15 protein-coding genes are annotated in these 13,269 nt (G+C 35.0%); 1 reads left to right on the top strand and 14 read right to left on the bottom strand.

The genetic code is table 11. The features are described 5' to 3' along the window. Positions 1 to 101: 101 nt before the first annotated feature. The 14 genes from radA to ACP5S8_RS06615 form a co-directional block, all read right to left on the bottom strand. Positions 102 to 1,448: a DNA repair protein RadA gene (gene radA / locus ACP5S8_RS06680; RefSeq protein ID WP_461876190.1), complete on the bottom strand. Its 1,347-nt coding sequence runs from the start codon at positions 1,446 to 1,448 to the stop codon at positions 102 to 104. After that, the gene (locus ACP5S8_RS06675; protein WP_461876188.1) at positions 1,448 to 2,056 is read right to left on the bottom strand and encodes a YdcF family protein; all 609 of its coding nucleotides are present in this window, start codon (positions 2,054 to 2,056) and stop codon (positions 1,448 to 1,450) included. The genes radA and ACP5S8_RS06675 overlap by 1 nt, the downstream gene beginning before the upstream one ends. 122 nt (positions 2,057 to 2,178) lie before the next feature. Next, complete coding sequence (locus tag ACP5S8_RS06670; RefSeq protein WP_012514008.1) at positions 2,179 to 2,601, bottom strand: biopolymer transporter ExbD; 423 nt, start codon at positions 2,599 to 2,601, stop codon at positions 2,179 to 2,181. Position 2,602: 1 nt separating this feature from the next. Beyond that, entirely contained in the window at positions 2,603 to 3,223 is a 621-nt protein-coding gene (locus ACP5S8_RS06665) for a MotA/TolQ/ExbB proton channel family protein (protein WP_461870066.1), read from the bottom strand. Between the two features lie 3 nt (positions 3,224 to 3,226). Continuing rightward, a complete protein-coding gene (locus ACP5S8_RS06660) occupies positions 3,227 to 5,899 on the bottom strand; it encodes a tetratricopeptide repeat protein (protein ID WP_461876187.1) in 2,673 nt (890 codons plus the stop codon). Further along, positions 5,874 to 6,512 (bottom strand): histidine phosphatase family protein, encoded by a 639-nt coding sequence (locus tag ACP5S8_RS06655; protein ID WP_461872356.1) that lies wholly within the window; start codon positions 6,510 to 6,512, stop codon positions 5,874 to 5,876. Before ACP5S8_RS06655 ends, ACP5S8_RS06660 begins: the two co-directional genes overlap by 26 nt. Next, the gene (locus tag ACP5S8_RS06650; protein WP_461876186.1) at positions 6,500 to 7,624 is read right to left on the bottom strand and encodes a pyridoxal-phosphate-dependent aminotransferase family protein; all 1,125 of its coding nucleotides are present in this window, start codon (positions 7,622 to 7,624) and stop codon (positions 6,500 to 6,502) included. Before ACP5S8_RS06650 ends, ACP5S8_RS06655 begins: the two co-directional genes overlap by 13 nt. Further along, entirely contained in the window at positions 7,621 to 8,046 is a 426-nt protein-coding gene (gene ndk, locus ACP5S8_RS06645; RefSeq protein ID WP_461870062.1) for a nucleoside-diphosphate kinase, read from the bottom strand. The genes ACP5S8_RS06650 and ndk overlap by 4 nt, the downstream gene beginning before the upstream one ends. A gap of 49 nt (positions 8,047 to 8,095) precedes the next feature. Next, positions 8,096 to 8,734 carry an endonuclease gene (locus ACP5S8_RS06640; RefSeq protein ID WP_461876184.1) on the bottom strand — a complete coding sequence of 213 codons (639 nt, stop codon included), beginning with the start codon at positions 8,732 to 8,734 and terminating at the stop codon, positions 8,096 to 8,098. Continuing rightward, positions 8,731 to 8,994 carry an EscU/YscU/HrcU family type III secretion system export apparatus switch protein gene (locus ACP5S8_RS06635; protein ID WP_461870060.1) on the bottom strand — a complete coding sequence of 88 codons (264 nt, stop codon included), beginning with the start codon at positions 8,992 to 8,994 and terminating at the stop codon, positions 8,731 to 8,733. The genes ACP5S8_RS06640 and ACP5S8_RS06635 overlap by 4 nt, the downstream gene beginning before the upstream one ends. Position 8,995: 1 nt before the next feature. Beyond that, complete coding sequence (locus ACP5S8_RS06630; protein WP_461876183.1) at positions 8,996 to 10,594, bottom strand: hypothetical protein; 1,599 nt, start codon at positions 10,592 to 10,594, stop codon at positions 8,996 to 8,998. Continuing rightward, entirely contained in the window at positions 10,584 to 11,516 is a 933-nt protein-coding gene (gene pdxA / locus ACP5S8_RS06625; protein ID WP_461876182.1) for a 4-hydroxythreonine-4-phosphate dehydrogenase PdxA, read from the bottom strand. The genes ACP5S8_RS06630 and pdxA overlap by 11 nt, the downstream gene beginning before the upstream one ends. Beyond that, entirely contained in the window at positions 11,513 to 12,187 is a 675-nt protein-coding gene (locus ACP5S8_RS06620) for a hypothetical protein (protein WP_461871833.1), read from the bottom strand. The genes pdxA and ACP5S8_RS06620 overlap by 4 nt, the downstream gene beginning before the upstream one ends. Next, complete coding sequence (locus tag ACP5S8_RS06615; protein ID WP_461870056.1) at positions 12,188 to 12,922, bottom strand: SDR family NAD(P)-dependent oxidoreductase; 735 nt, start codon at positions 12,920 to 12,922, stop codon at positions 12,188 to 12,190. It lies immediately after the preceding gene. A 40-nt stretch (positions 12,923 to 12,962) separates the two neighbouring features. On the opposite strand from ACP5S8_RS06615, the gene ACP5S8_RS06610 reads away from it, so the two are divergent. Further along, the coding region (locus tag ACP5S8_RS06610; RefSeq protein WP_461876180.1) for a glycosyltransferase at positions 12,963 to 13,269 on the top strand (307 nt) is incomplete at its 3' end.

The following is a 13,269-nucleotide window of genomic DNA, read 5'->3' as shown; positions in this document are numbered from 1 at the left end:
ATGAAAAGTATAAGGGCAGCTATAAAGAGATATATCTTATAGGGATAGAGTTTAGCAAGAGTGAAAGGAATGTGGTGGGATTTGAGTGGGAGAAATTGCCATTAGATAGCTAGTTCTATCGCTTCTAAAATATGGCTCACACCAAGAAGTTCAAGGTTTGAATTATTTATGTCTTTTATTGAGCTTTTAGGCAAGATAACTCTTTTTATACCAAAACGCTCCAACTCTTTAAGCCTTGGCTCTACATGATGCACTGCCCTTATCTCACCACCTAAACCTATTTCACCAAAAATAGCAACATCTTTTAAAATGGGTTTTTCTTTTTTGGAGGATGCGATAGCTATGGCTATGGCTAAATCACAAGCTGGTTCTCTTATTTCAATGCCACCCACCACATTTACATAAACGTCAGAATCTCTTGTAAAAATCCTAGCTTCTTTTTCAAGAACGCCCAAGATTATAGCAAGTCTATTTACATCAAAGCCTTGGGTTTTTCGCTGTGGAGTAGTGTATAGAGCTTTTAGGACGAGAGCTTGAATTTCCACAAGTATTGGTTTAGTGCCTTCGGTATGAGGAAATATTACAGAGCCTACCGCATCTTCTTTTCTCTCGCTTAAAAAAAATAAAGAAGGCTCTAATACCTCTGTAAGCCCTTGGTCTTCCATTTTAAATACAGCCATTTCACCGGTAGCTCCGTATCTATTTTTTAAAATCATTAAAACTCTGTAAAGATGAAAGCGCTCTCCCTCAAACTGGCATACGCTATCTACCATATGTTCCAATACCTTTGGACCTGCTATCATACCCTCCTTGTTTATGTGTCCTACTATAAAACAAGGTATGCCAGTATTTTTACAAAAATCCACCAGTTTAAAAGTAGATTCTCTAACTTGCGCCACAGAACCAGGCGATGATTCTATGGTGTTTGTATACATAGTTTGGATAGAGTCTATAATGAGGGCTTTGGCGCTGTATTCTTTTGCACAAGATATTATATGTTCTATGTTGGTGGAGTTTAATATAAAAAGGTTTGATGAGCTTACACCCATTCTATTTGCTCTTATTGATATTTGAGAAGATGATTCTTCACCAGAGGCGTATATTACAATGCCGTCTTTTGACATAAAATCTGCTATTTTCAGTAAAAGCGTAGATTTACCAATGCCTGGTTCACCGCTTAAAAGTATCACCTGCCCTTTTACAATGCCCCCACCCAAAGCCATATCAAGGGTTTTATAACCAGTAGATATCCTGTCTAAAAACTCTCGTTCTATATCTATTAGTTTTATAGGCTTTTCAAAAGAGCTTAAAGCTGTGCCCTGCGAGCTTATTACAAGTTTTTCTTCTACAACTGTGTTCCATTCTCCGCAAGCGCTACACTTTCCTACCCATTTTACGTAGGTTTGGCCGCAGTTTTGACACACAAAGGTAGTTTTTTCTTTGGCCATCAAAACACCTTTAAAAGGATAAAATAATACGCTACACCAAGGTATTCTCTTATTGCTTTTGTGGAGTTTTCCAAATCTGACATGTTTGGTAAAAAGCTTCTTAGATTGTACCTTAAGTCTTCTTTGTAATCCACTGGATAAGGTATTACATTTTTAAAAAATTTATCAAAAAGCATCTTTGCCCTTGGCATATGGTAAGCTGAAGTTACAAGTATTATACTACTACATTGCGGGTTTATATAACGGGTGCATATCTTGTAGCTTTGGGCGGCGTTTTGAATAGTATCTTTGCTTTTAACATCTTCATATATATTACCAACATCTACTGCATCAAGAATTTTTACTATTGGTGTATTTTTTGGAAGATACTTTATGTCCACTCCAGAAAGTATAAGAGGTATCTTGGTCTTGTAAGATAGATAAATACCCGCTAAAAGCCTTTTAACGGTCTCACCAGATAAATTGCCGTTTTTGTAGTATCCACCACCTAAGACCACTATGGCGTTGGCGTTTAAAAAACCTTTTGGTTGGTTGTAGGTATGCTCTAAAGGAGTTATAAGAGCATCTTTTACAGGTGTTATAGAAAGAAGGTAGAAAAGCATAGTCATACCAAAGGACAGAACCTTTATTTTCTTGTTTTTGACAAAAAAGCTTATAAAGAAAAAAGTTATTATAAAAATACCCGGTGGTATAAGAATAGCGGTGAGGAGTTTTTTAATAGTGAAAAAAATCATCTTTTCATACGAGTAGCTATGAGGATGTTTTTAATGCCATTTTGTTTGGCAACATCCATAAGAGCTACTACGTACTTTTCTAAGGTGTTTTCATCGGCTTCTATGATAAGGTCGTTTATGGGCTGGTTGTTTACTTTCGTATTTTGAATGGCGTTTTGAATGTCTGTGAGAGTCACGTATTGGCCGTTTAGTATGTATTGACCGTTTGGAAGTATTTCAACCCTCATAGTTTGAACAACGGTTTTTTTACCGGTTTGAGCTTGAGGGAGCTTTACTGCCAAAAATACCATAGGAGATTGAAAGGCAAGGATTGCCAAGAATAAAAACACCGCCAAAAGGGTGTCTACCAAAGGCACTACATCAACGTAAGTCCTTTCTTCTATTGACATACCTACTTTTGCTTTTTTTCTTAGGTTCATATTATCCCTCCGATATAGCGTCTATTATCTCTTTTACCTCTGTTTCTATTTTAGATACTATACGGTTTTCCACAGCTTTGTAAACCCAGTAAAAAAATAAAGCTGGTATAGCCACTGCAAGCCCTGTAGCCGCCGCTGTTAGAGCTTCGCTTATGCCGTTTGCCAAAAGATACATAGCAGATTGGGTTTCAGAAGTAGAAAAGGCTGCAAACACCTTTATAAGACCCGTTATAGTACCAAAAAGCCCTAAAAGCGGTGATACCGAAGCTACCGTAGAAAGTAAAACCAAGTTTTTATCCGCATCAGATATCACGTAAGAGAAAGCGTCTTCCGCTATTCTGTTTAGCTGATAAGAATCTCTTCTTCCTTTTAAATAAGCTTTTAAAAGCGATAAAAAAGCCTTTGAAGCGTTGGTGTTTTGAGTTTCTAGCATCTTAACAGCAGCGTCTATATTTCTACCAAGTATAAGAGCTTTTATCTGAGCATAGCCTTTTGGTAAAAACCTACTTAGCCTAAGAGCGAAAGCCCTTTCCAATATAATAGCCCACGATATAACAGACAGCACCAAAAGAGGATATATTACTATACCACCTCTTTGTATTATTATCATAATATCATCCATCTTCTAACCTCCAATGTTTAAAAGATTTTTATTTTTACAAGCCGGTAAACGACGTTTAAGTCTTTTTACATGATAAAGTTCTTGATTTGACAAAGAACTCATGTTTAGCTTATCCAAAAGACAAGAAGCATCTTCGTAAGCATGCATACTTATCAAGATTTTTGAGGCTTTTAGTATAGAGTCTTTGTATATATCTTGCTCGTTTGGAGTGAGAATTACTACGCTCACATACTCTTTTAAAGCCTTGTTTTTATCACCGTTTGAAAGATAGTAGTTTCCAAGCTCATAAAAAGCTTTTGCCTTTATAGAAGGGTCTTGGGATTGCGAAGCGAATTTAAGAAGGTTTGGGTCTTTAAATGTATTAAAAGCCTCCAAAGCCAAAGCCCTTACCTTGTCATCTTGATATTGGGATATTAACCTATTAAGTATATCTTTAGCTTTGTTTAACATGTGATTTGATATGTATATCTCGTAGGCGTGTATCAGGTCTTTTTCATCGCCGGTAGAATATATAGCTGCAGCTTTGTTGATATGCCCTTCTTTTAAATATAAATCTGCCAAGAGTTCTTTTGCCTTTTCCTTAGTTTCCCCTTGAGCGTTGTCTATCACGCTTATAAGAAGCTCTTCTTTTTTGTGAGGGTCTGGTTCTAACATAGCCATTTTTAGCATAGCTCTATACCTAGGACCACCCACTATACTTGATAAGAGGCTGTAAGCTTCTTCTTTTTTGCCCTGCTTTATATAAATATTAGCAAGCTGATACTTTAGATCTTCAGAAAGAGGATTGTTTTTGTACCTTTCTATGAACTGCTTTATAGCCACCTCTAAATTTTTAGAAGGATTTTTAATACGAGAAGATATAATATCGTAAGAAGCTTCCATGGCCTCTTTAGAGTTTGGATAGTTTTCCACTACCTTTTGATAATAGTAAATAGCTTTGTTGATATCACCTAAGTTGTAATAAGCATCTCCAAGCTTAAGAAGTGCCCTCGCTCCAAAGCGTTTGGAAGAAGCTACCTCTTTAAAGTATTTTATAGCGTTTTGATAATCGTTTTGTATAAAGTAAGAAAGCCCATAGAGATATTTGGCTTCAGCGGTATTTGGTTTTAATACTTCTCTTGCTTTAGCGGGTTCATCTATAGATAGGTAAGCTTTGGCAAGGAGTATTCTCTCATCGTAAGTGGATGGATTTTCTAAAAGCCTTACAACATCTTTATAATCTCCCATATTGAAGTAGACTATAGCCCTATAGTATCTGCTTGTGAAGTAAGTTAAAGCTTTTTGATAGTCTCCAAGCTTAAAGTAATACCATCCTTTGTAGTAATTATAAAGTTCATGATAACGTTTAAAACCAGGACTTTGAAGAAGATTTCTAAGGGCTATAAGATTGTTGGTGTAATAATAGCTTTCTGCAAGCCATTTGTAATAAAACTCATCGTGGTTTGGCATCATCTGTAAAATATTTATAGCCTCTTTATAGTCTTTGGCTTTTATGCAAGCGTAAACTGCATCTTTATAGTCTTTTATCTTTAAGAATAAAAGCTTGGCATAGTTGTAATCACCGTTGTTGTAAGCTTGAACTGCCGCTAACTTTGTAAGTATACTGTATTTGTTGCTAGAGAGAATAGAAGCAACTGCCGCACCCTTAGGATTTTCTTCGCCCACAAGAGCGTATAAATTTAAAGCCAAATCAGAACCAGGATAAAGATTTTCTATCATTACGGCTTTTTCTAAAGCTTTTTCGTATTTTTTATTCTTCAAATCTATCAAGGCAAGATAATAAAGGGCTTTATATCTTAGGTTGTAAGGAAGAGAGTAGTTTGTATATATGGTTTCAAAAATTTGCTTTGCTATGTCGTATTTTTTGGAAAAGTAATTTATAATACCAGACCTAAAAAACAGGCTGTTTTGGTAATAACCAGGTATTATTATACCTTGTATAAAGTCGTTTATATAAGAACAGTAATTTTTAAATACAAACTCGCTGCAGTTTACAGTGGAGTATCTACCGCCGTTTTTTATGGCAAAAACCGTTTCCCAAAGCTTTTTATGATAAGTGGGAGAATTTATAAAAATAGGTTTTTGATTTAGTTTTAGGCTAAGAGCGTAATACCCTTCGCAAGCGCTTTGTTGATATATAGAAGTATATTTACAAGAGTTATAAAACATATCCCTTGCAGAAAGCTCGTTGTTTTCTTTTAGCCTCGTCATACCCATTACATAGTATCCCATTGGAAGGTAAGGTGAATACGTATATTTTAAAAGCCTTTGAAAATTCCTCTCAACACCCTTATAGTCACCATTTAGATAATCAGATACCATATCAGAGTAATCTGCTACATCGTCTGGCTCACCACAACTTATAAAAGAGGAGTTTTTCAACTTCATTACCGGGGTAAGCTCCATATAAGCGGGGGCTTGTAAAACCTCACCACTCAAATCAAGCTCTTTGAAAGAAGGGGCTTTTAGCTTAGCTGGGGGTTCTAAAGGTGGTTTGTCGATGTTGAATTGGCTTATCACTTGGACGTTTAAATTTAATTGATGGGGAATTCCTGTTTTATTGGAAGCTTTTTGATCTTCTTTTAGCTCTTTTATGTTTATCTTGGTTGGATCTGTGGCAAAAGACGCTATAACAAAAAGTATAAATACGCTAAATAGCCCTATGCGCTTCAGCATATAGTTCTCCTAAATGGCAGCTTATATTTAGCTTTTGGATCACATCTTGCTCCCCCAAACTCAAAATAGAATAAGAGGCGTTATCGCATCCAAAAGCCCAAAAATGAGATAAATCTATACCAAGCAAAGCACAGTAAAACACCCTTATAGGTACCGAGTGAGAAACCGCTATCACAGTTTTATCCTTGTATGTAGCTTTTACAAAGTTTAAAAAATCAACTACCCTATCAAAAACTTCCTTTAAAGATTCACCGTTTGGGAAAACGATCTCATGAGGACGCTTCATCCAAGTTTCAAAATCTTCCTTATATTTTTTCTCTATATCATCTACAAGCTCACCAGACCAATCACCGTGGTCTATTTCAATAAGCCTATTATCTGTAAAAATTTCTTTTCCTAAAAGCTCTGATATAGCAAGAGCGGTTTTCTTAGTCCTCGTGAGAGGAGATGAATATATAGCCTCTACCTGCGGAAACTCTTTTTTTATATGAATAGCCAAAGCCTTTGCCTGAAGCTCACCTCTTTCCGAAAGGTCTGGGTCCAAAACTCCTTGATACCTTCCTATAGGATTCCACTGACTTTCAGCATGTCTTACAAGAATCAATCTACACATAAAGCTTTTACTGTATTTATATACTCTTCCAGCACATCTTTAGAGGTACCCATAACAATAGAGGCAGCTTGTATCACAGAAAAAGTAGATATAGCATCTATTTGACCCATATGAGATACTCTAAAAATCTTGCCTTTCAATCTATCCTGCCCACCAGCTGTTCTTATGCCAAGTTTTAAAAGCTCTTTTCTAAAGTTTTCCGCATCCATATTGGGTGTTTCTATGGCGCTTACAGATATGGAAGGATTTTTACTAAAAGCCTTAAAACCCATTTTTTCAAAGGCTTTTAAAGTGGCTTTTGATATGGCGGTGGTTTTCTTTTCTATGTTTTTAATACCTTCATTTAGTATCATCTCTAAAGATTTTTGAAGACCAAGGATTATAGGTATGGCAGGCGTATAGGCAGTTTGACCCTCTATCTGTTTTTTTAGCTCTTTTGATATGTTAAAGTAATACCCTTTGGGATTAAGCCTTTTACTGGCTTTTTCAGAAAACCAAAGCATAGAAAGACCAGGCGGGAGCATAAAAGATTTTTGAGAACCACCCACAAGTATATCTATACCGTCTTCCTCTGGTTTTATCTCGTAAGTGCCAAGTGCTGTTATAGCATCAGCCACCAAAAGGATATCTTTGTCTTTTAAAAGGCTACCTATAAACTTAGGATCGTGATAAGTAGCGGTAGAGGTCTCAGAAATTTGTATAAAAACGCCTTTTACATTTTCTTTTTCAATAGCTTCTTTAAGAGCTTCTTTGTCGTAAGTCTCACCCCATTCTACTTTGAAATCTACCACATCAAGCCCATAGGTTTTGCAAAGCTCTAACCATCTTTCGGCAAATTTACCGCCGTTTAAAACAAGGACTTTATCTCCAGAGCTAAAAAAGTTTATAACGGCGGCTTCCATTGCACCAGTACCAGAGCTTGCAAAAAATACAAAATTATCGCTTTCACTTGAAATAAGCTTTTTAAAAAGATTTCTTGTATCTATAAGAGCTTTTTTAAACTCAGGGGTTCTATGGTGTATTATTTGGGCTCCTAATATAGCCCTTATCTCTTCTGGTATTTCTACTGGTCCCGGCGTGAAAAGTTTTTCGCTGGATTTATAACAGCTCATGAGTATATCTCTAAAGATGAAAATATATATGGTATCTCGTAGGAGGCTGATTCTTTAGAATCTGAAGCGTGTATAGCGTTTTTTCCCTTGTCTGTACCAAAAAGCGCCCTTATAGAGTTTGGAGCTACTTTTCTTGCCTCTTCGCTATCAGTAGGACCTATTAGTTCCCTTACTTTTGATATAGCATTTTCACCTTCTAAAACCATTGCTACCACAGGACCAGAGCACATAAATTCTACAAGCTCACCGAAAAATCCCCTTTCTCTGTGCACATAGTAAAAGCCTTCCGCTTTTTCTTTAGAAAACTTAAACATCTTCAACGCCAAAAGCCTAAGACCATTTTTAGAAAGTATGTCAATTATGGCTCCAGTGGCCCCTTTCTCAAAAGCATCTGGTTTTACTATCACAAGCGTCCTTTCCATACAATTTACCCCTTTTAAAGCTTTTAATAAATTGATATTATATCATACCTTAAAAGGTTTTATAGTCTTTCTTTATGCACATATCTTTTAATATACACTCGCCGCAGTTTGGAGTTTTTCGGCAGTATCTTTTTGCATGCTCTACGATAAGGGCATGGTATTCTTTATAGATATCGATATCTTGTGGTATTTGAGATGTTATGAAGTTTGCATATTGATCGTATTCTTTGAATGTTATATCAAATAGTCTATCTAAAAGCCTTTTGGTATACATATCTATTACAAAGTAAGGCTTGTTGTAAGCGTATAGAAGTATAGAATCGGCGGTTTCTTTACCTATGCCTTTTATGTTTAACAGGATTTCCCTAGTGGGGCTTTCTTCCAGATTTGATACTTCTTTTAGTATTTTTGCTTTTCTTTGGAAAAAGCCTGATGGTCTTATTAGTTCTTTTAAAAGCTCAATATCTATATCTTTTATAGCTTTTAGGCTTAAAAGCTTATGGGTTTTTAGGTTTTCTAAAGCCTTTTCTACGTTTTTCCAGTTGGTGTTTTGAGTAAGAATTGCTCCTATTATTATCTCATCTTTGGGATCTGTATTGTGGGTCTTGTGATAATCAGCATCTATTGGCCACCAGTTTTGATAACCAAAAGAAGATAAAAGAATTTGATATAGGTCTATTAGAGTCATAGCCTCTTTTTTAGCTTTTCTACAAAAACAAGGACTTTTGCAACAGCTTTGTAAAGCTCTGGCGGTATCTCTTCATATATATCAAGGTTGTAAGCAGCGGATAGAAGTTTTTCATCTTGGATAACAGGTATTTGATGCTCTTTGGCAAGTTCTACAATCTTTTGGGCTATATAACCTTTTCCTTTTGCTACAAGACGAGGAGCGTTGTCCTTTCCTCTTTCGTATTTTAAGGCTATGGCTTTTTTCTCTTTTTCATCCATACTATGTAAAAATATTCAAATTTGAACTTTGGGTTATGTTTCTTGCCACTTCTAAGTCAAATTCTTGGGCTTTTAATATAAAAACTTCCAAAGCGTTTAAATTTAAACCTTCTTCTTTCAGCACATTATCAAGCTCATCTTTAGAAGATTCCAAAAGCTTTGAAAGAGGCTCTATATCTGTATAAAATTTTACAAAAATCCTTTTTGTATAGTTTTTTGGCATCTCTAAAATGCTTCCTAAAAATCCATCTTCCCAGTTTAGCTTTATAAAAGCCCTATAGGTGTTTTCTTCTTTTTTAAAAGCTCCAAAACCCTTTTTTGAACCCTCTTCAAAATTTACAAAAAATGCGTTGTTTTGAAGTATAAACTGCTGAGCTAAGTTTATATTGTAAAGCGTATTTGCGTTTTCCTTGAGATGGTTAAGCTTAGTATCAAAACTTACATTACTTTGCAAGTTGTTTAACGCTTCCTTTATATGCTTTGAAAATTCCAATACCTTTACAGGATTTTGAGATATCTGGTTTAAAATATCTTGTTTGACGCTACTTATATCTTTTAATACATCGCTAACAACAGTTTTAAAAGCGTTGTCCTGTATATTTGCTACAAGCTCCTTGGGATCTTTTGCATTTAAGATATCAAACAACAACTCTGGGTTTGATTTTAAGAGTTCTTTGGCGCTTTGATTTTTTATGTTTAGAATGTTTTGTAGGCTTTTAAAAAAGATATCTTTTATATCCTTTGGCATATTTTTCAAAACGCTTGAAAGTTCTAAAACAAAATTTGGAAGAGATTTTGCATTAAAAATAAAATTTTTTTCTATATTTGCTAATATGCTTTGAGCTTTTGGTATGTAGTTTAAAACGTCTTTCGGAATATCTTGAGGTTCTTGGGTCAACAGCAAACTAAGTATATCTTTTACATCCTCTGGTGGGCTTTGTGATTTAAAAAGTGTTTCTAAATCTGCTTTTGTAATGTTGGCGTTTGCTATGTTTTCTATGGCTACTTTTACATCTTCTCTTAGATTCTTAAAAGCTTCTAAACTTTTTATATCTTTGGCAGTGTTTACTATGTCTTGAAGAAGCTTGTATTTGTTATCCTGCGTAAGGGTTGAAAGGTCTTTGGCTTTTAAGATAAAATCTAAAAGCTTTTTTTCATAAAAAAGTCCGCTGTTTTCAACATCGTTTTTAGAAAGGCTTTGGGAAGGGATTGCAGCCTCATAATCCATAGCTTTATTTAAAGCGCTTATAGGAGATGAAGGGGATTTCGCATCGGCTATTTTTAGAACAAGAGGATTTATAGAGCTTATAACGAGCTTTAGTATATCATTTTTCTTTATATCAAGGGTAGTGGCAGCGTTTACTTCAATCTCTACACCGTTGCTAAGCATTAGTTTATAAGCGTTTGGCTTTACATCTTCTACAGTAGCTTCTATAAAACCTTGTTTTGATAACTCATCGCTCAAAGCTCCAAGAAGAGCTTGTGAAACTGTAGTCTTTATAGCTATGGCAAGGTTTTCAGATTCCTTGGAAACTTCTAGTGGTTGTGAGTTTAAAATAGTCTCGTTTAAAGATGTGCCTTCAAGCCTTTTAATATCCATATTTTTTTAAAAGCTCCAAAGAGTATCTGGCACTATCTACTCTTGCTAGTCCTTTATAAGCTATATCGTAAGCAGTACCGTGGTCTGGTGATGTTCTTAAAAACGAAAGGCCTATGGTAACGTTTGAGCCCTTATCAAAAGCCAACATCTTAAAAGGTATAAGACCCTGATCATGGTACATACAAAGAAATACGTCGTCCTTTTTTATGTCTATAAAAGCCGTATCCGGTGGGATTGGCCCTACAACATCCTCATCCCTTATGGCTGGTATTATAATTTTTGCCTCTTCATCACCTATAAGCCCGCCTTCTCCGGCATGGGGGTTTAAGCCAAGCACCTTTACAGTTGGCATAAAATGAAAGTACTTTGGTATGTATTCTTTTATAAGTTTTATTTTTTGTTTTATAAGCTCTATGTTTATGGTATTTGCCACATCTTTTAAAGGTATGTGTATAGTAGCAAGCACCACTTTTATAGAATCTCCATACATCATCATAGCAAAATCTTTTTTGTTGTCAGCAAAAGCAAGATACTCTGTTTGACCGTTGAAGCTAAAACCAGAGGCTTTTGCAAAATATTTGTTTATGGGCATAGTTAAAATGCCGTTTAGTTTTTTTGAAATAGCATCTGCTGTAGCTCTTGCAAGATAAGCTATAGCAAGGCGCCCAGAAGAAGGAGAGGGTTCCAAAGCACCTTTTAACCCCAAGGATATCAAATATACGCCTTTATCTTTTATGTCGTCTACGCTATTTATTTTTTCGTAGTAAAAATTTTCCCCCAAAACACTTGAAGCATGCTTTAAAACGTATTCTTCTCCATATATTACATATGCGTTTTCGTCTTCCATGTCGTTTTGAAGCTTTAGTATAAGTTCTGGTCCTATCCCTGCTGGGTCACCCATCGTAATACCAAATTTTTTCATCTGCTTAAACCTCTAAAAAGCCTCATCATAAATTTAGCACCTTCTTTGGCATCTGATATACTCATTTTTACATCACCTATATTTTCTAAATCGGTGTTTGATATGATTTTTAAAATCTCTAAAACATGTTTTCTCACTTTCATAGAGTATTTTGATACTCCTATATCTCCATCCTGAAGGTTTATATATAGAAAATTTGGGCTTTTAGAAAAATCTTTATCCAAAAATAAAGGCCTAAAACCAAAATAGTCTGCTACATTTATTAAAAACCACAACACTGGAATATAAAAGTTTTTTCCAAAATCATAACGCCAAAAAAACTCTAAAAGTCCATAAACATACTCATCGTATAGCTTTATCTCTTCTTTTATAGCTTTTGATATATAAGAAAATCCCATATAGTTTCCATAAGAATATAGATTTTTATTTCTCTCGTAATCTATTATATCTACCAGGTTTGCCAAGTCTTTGGCAGATTCCCACCATATGTTTACTTTGTCAAAAAGCTCAAGTTTCCCAAAAAGATTGGAATCTACATATATATCTCTTACATAAAGAGTGACAAGCCCTCTTGATTTTAAATAAACTTGCACAATCTTTGTAAGAGCTTCGGTTTCCTCAGCCTCTAAAAGATAAAAGCGGTTTAGTATATAACCTTCTGATTTTAACATTTAACATTTGTTTTTACCGAGCTTTTTCATCAAAGAAGATGGCACAACTTTTAAAGCTCTTACTATAAGCTCGTAAAAAGAAGGCGTATAAAGGACATCCTTTTTCTTTAGCATAGCATCGTATATATCTTTTGCTACTCTTTCTTTTTCTCCCGCTAAAAAGCTCGGAAACGATATATCTTTAGTCATTTTTGTTTTTATAAAACCTGGTTTTACAGTCATTACATGTATATTTTTTGATGCCATGCAATATCTTAGACCCTCAAGGTAAAAACTAAAACCAGCCTTGGTGGAGCCGTACAAAGAGTTTGATGGTCTAGCCCTATCTCCCGCCACCGAAGAGATGCCTATCAGCATACCGTGATGCTGTTTTAAAAAATGCTTTATTGCAAAGTTTGCGCTCATCACACAAGAAGTATAATTTACATCTACAGTATTTAAAATCTCTTTTTTATCGTAAGGGTCCTTTGGCAGATATCCTTGGAATATCAAAACTACATCTATGACGTTTTGTGAAAATATTTCATCCATTATTTTTTCTAAAGTATCGTAATCTGTTAAATCACAAACATAAGTATTAGGCTTTTTTGAAGATAAAACGTTTATATGGTTTGCAATCTCTTCAAGTCTATCTTTGTTTCTTGCTATTAGAAAAAGCTCGAAACCGTTTTTAGCAAACTCTTCCTCTGTAGCTATGGCCAAATCAGAACTAGCCCCTATAAAAAGCGCCTTCATAAAAGTATTTTAACATACAAACTTTGTTATAATACAAGCTATGAAAATATGCCTTTATGTAAACCATTTAGGAAGAGCTTCACAAAATGGCACAGCTATTACTATAATGTCAATAGATATAGCAAATGCCCTAAGAAAACTTGGGCATGACGTATTTTTTGTGATAAACAAGAATATAGTAGAAGAAAACATAGATTTTGAAGTATATCCGCTTCATAAGGAAAACACATTTCTAAACGGAGAAATACCTTACGCTTTCAGGTTATCAAACATAATAAAAGATAAAAAACCAGATATTGTAATGTCTTTCATGAAAGCTCAAAACATAATTCTTTCTATTGCAAAAA

Origin of the sequence: Hydrogenobaculum sp. (assembly GCF_049967395.1) — a bacterium.
Classification (GTDB): Bacteria; Aquificota; Aquificia; order Aquificales; family Aquificaceae; genus Hydrogenobaculum.
This window is presented reverse-complemented; position numbering and strand designations above follow the sequence as displayed.

Coding starts and splice junctions, on each gene's coding strand:
- radA (WP_461876190.1), bottom strand. CDS start 1,448: ATGGCCAAAGAAAAAACTACCTTTGTGTGTCAAAACTGCGGCCAAACC.
- ACP5S8_RS06675 (WP_461876188.1), bottom strand. CDS start 2,056: ATGACTATGCTTTTCTACCTTCTTTCTATAACACCTGTAAAAGATGCT.
- ACP5S8_RS06670 (WP_012514008.1), bottom strand. CDS start 2,601: ATGAACCTAAGAAAAAAAGCAAAAGTAGGTATGTCAATAGAAGAAAGG.
- ACP5S8_RS06665 (WP_461870066.1), bottom strand. CDS start 3,223: ATGGATGATATTATGATAATAATACAAAGAGGTGGTATAGTAATATAT.
- ACP5S8_RS06660 (WP_461876187.1), bottom strand. CDS start 5,899: ATGCTGAAGCGCATAGGGCTATTTAGCGTATTTATACTTTTTGTTATA.
- ACP5S8_RS06655 (WP_461872356.1), bottom strand. CDS start 6,512: ATGTGTAGATTGATTCTTGTAAGACATGCTGAAAGTCAGTGGAATCCT.
- ACP5S8_RS06650 (WP_461876186.1), bottom strand. CDS start 7,624: ATGAGCTGTTATAAATCCAGCGAAAAACTTTTCACGCCGGGACCAGTA.
- ndk (WP_461870062.1), bottom strand. CDS start 8,046: ATGGAAAGGACGCTTGTGATAGTAAAACCAGATGCTTTTGAGAAAGGG.
- ACP5S8_RS06640 (WP_461876184.1), bottom strand. CDS start 8,734: ATGACTCTAATAGACCTATATCAAATTCTTTTATCTTCTTTTGGTTAT.
- ACP5S8_RS06635 (WP_461870060.1), bottom strand. CDS start 8,994: ATGGATGAAAAAGAGAAAAAAGCCATAGCCTTAAAATACGAAAGAGGA.
- ACP5S8_RS06630 (WP_461876183.1), bottom strand. CDS start 10,594: ATGGATATTAAAAGGCTTGAAGGCACATCTTTAAACGAGACTATTTTA.
- pdxA (WP_461876182.1), bottom strand. CDS start 11,516: ATGAAAAAATTTGGTATTACGATGGGTGACCCAGCAGGGATAGGACCA.
- ACP5S8_RS06620 (WP_461871833.1), bottom strand. CDS start 12,187: ATGTTAAAATCAGAAGGTTATATACTAAACCGCTTTTATCTTTTAGAG.
- ACP5S8_RS06615 (WP_461870056.1), bottom strand. CDS start 12,922: ATGAAGGCGCTTTTTATAGGGGCTAGTTCTGATTTGGCCATAGCTACA.